Here is a 1385-nt window from a genome sequence, read left to right on the forward strand (position 1 = left end):
ATGGGTGTTCTAAAGCTCCAAGCACTGTGCATTGGAATGCCAAATAACAAAAAGGCTCCATAAGGAGCCTTTTTACTCGATAACAATCATTAGCAAGCGGTAATCGTTAATGGCCAACCAATGTCTGTTTGACGGTTCGATTCTATTTCTAACTCAGCAGCTGTAAGCGGGTTAGCTTCTAGCCATTTCGCATCAATGCTCAACGTCAGTTTATCACCTTCAGCCAATAGCTCGACTTGTGGTTCTAAGCTTGGGTTGCGGCGGTGGGTCAGTAGAACCGCAAGACGCAGCAAACGCAGCACGCGTTTGGCACTTGTTCCAGATATAGCATGTTGCTCTGGCAGTGAGCTTAGCTGCTCGCGGTAACGGCGTGCAATTTCACCAATAAAGAACTTCTGCGCACGTGTATAGCCTGGCAAATCGAGGTTTTGCAGTAAGTAAGCACTATGTTCACCGCCTTTTTTAAAGTCGATGGTTAGGCCAATTTCGTGCAATTTTGCTGTGGTTTCGAGCAGAACTTTACCTTGAGGCTCAGCAATCCACTCATCGCCACCGGCTTGCTCTAAAAGCTTACCTGCCAGCGTTGCCACTTGTTCACCATATTGGCAATCAAGCTGATAACGGCTTTGCACGCTACAAATGGTGCGAGCACGAATGTCATTTTGACGCAGCTCGTCGACCATTTCATAAACCAAGCCTTCACGCAGTGCGCCGCCCGCGAGTGTCATCGCATCGATTTCAAGTAACTCGAAAATCGCGATAAGAATAGACAGGCCGCTAGGGAAGACCAAGGCACGCTCAAGCGTTAAACCTTCGATGTCGAGCTCTTCCAAATGATCGGCTAGCATGGCTTGCTTTTGTAAACGCTTAAGTTTGGAGTGAGTAATTACTTCGTCCATACCCTGCGCCAGCATGATTTCTTGTAGCGCCTGAACGGTACCAGATGCACCTACGCACACATCCCAACCAAGATCGGTGTACTGTTCTAAGATTGGCTTGATGGTTTGCTTTGCGCCTTCAATCGCAGCTTCGAAGTTACGGGCATTCAGTTGGCGATCTTTAAAGAAGTTCTCCAACCATGTCACGCAGCCCATTTTTAGGCTGGTGAGGGCTTTCGCTTCAAAACCTTCGCCAATAATCAGCTCAGTGCTCGCGCCACCAATATCAACCACAAGGCGACGACCACTACCACCTGATGTGTGGGCAACACCTTTATAGATAGTGGCGGCTTCTTCTTCACCAGAGATGACTTCGATTGGCTGCCCCAGAATCTGGTTCGCTTTCTCTAGAAATACATCCACATTGGTGGCAGTACGTAAAGTCGCTGTGCCGACAATGCGAATGTTTTGTGTAGGAATATCCTGCAAGCGTTCCGCAAATAGACT

1 protein-coding gene is annotated in these 1385 nt (G+C 48.2%); it reads right to left on the reverse strand.

What is annotated here, in order from left to right:
• Positions 1 to 89: 89 nt before the first annotated feature.
• The coding region (gene gppA / locus R7F67_RS24070) for a guanosine-5'-triphosphate,3'-diphosphate diphosphatase (protein ID WP_318057441.1) at positions 90 to 1385 on the reverse strand (1296 nt) is incomplete at its 5' end.

Source organism: Vibrio sp. YT-17 (assembly GCF_033337375.1).
Taxonomy (GTDB): Bacteria; Pseudomonadota; Gammaproteobacteria; order Enterobacterales; family Vibrionaceae; genus Vibrio; species Vibrio alginolyticus.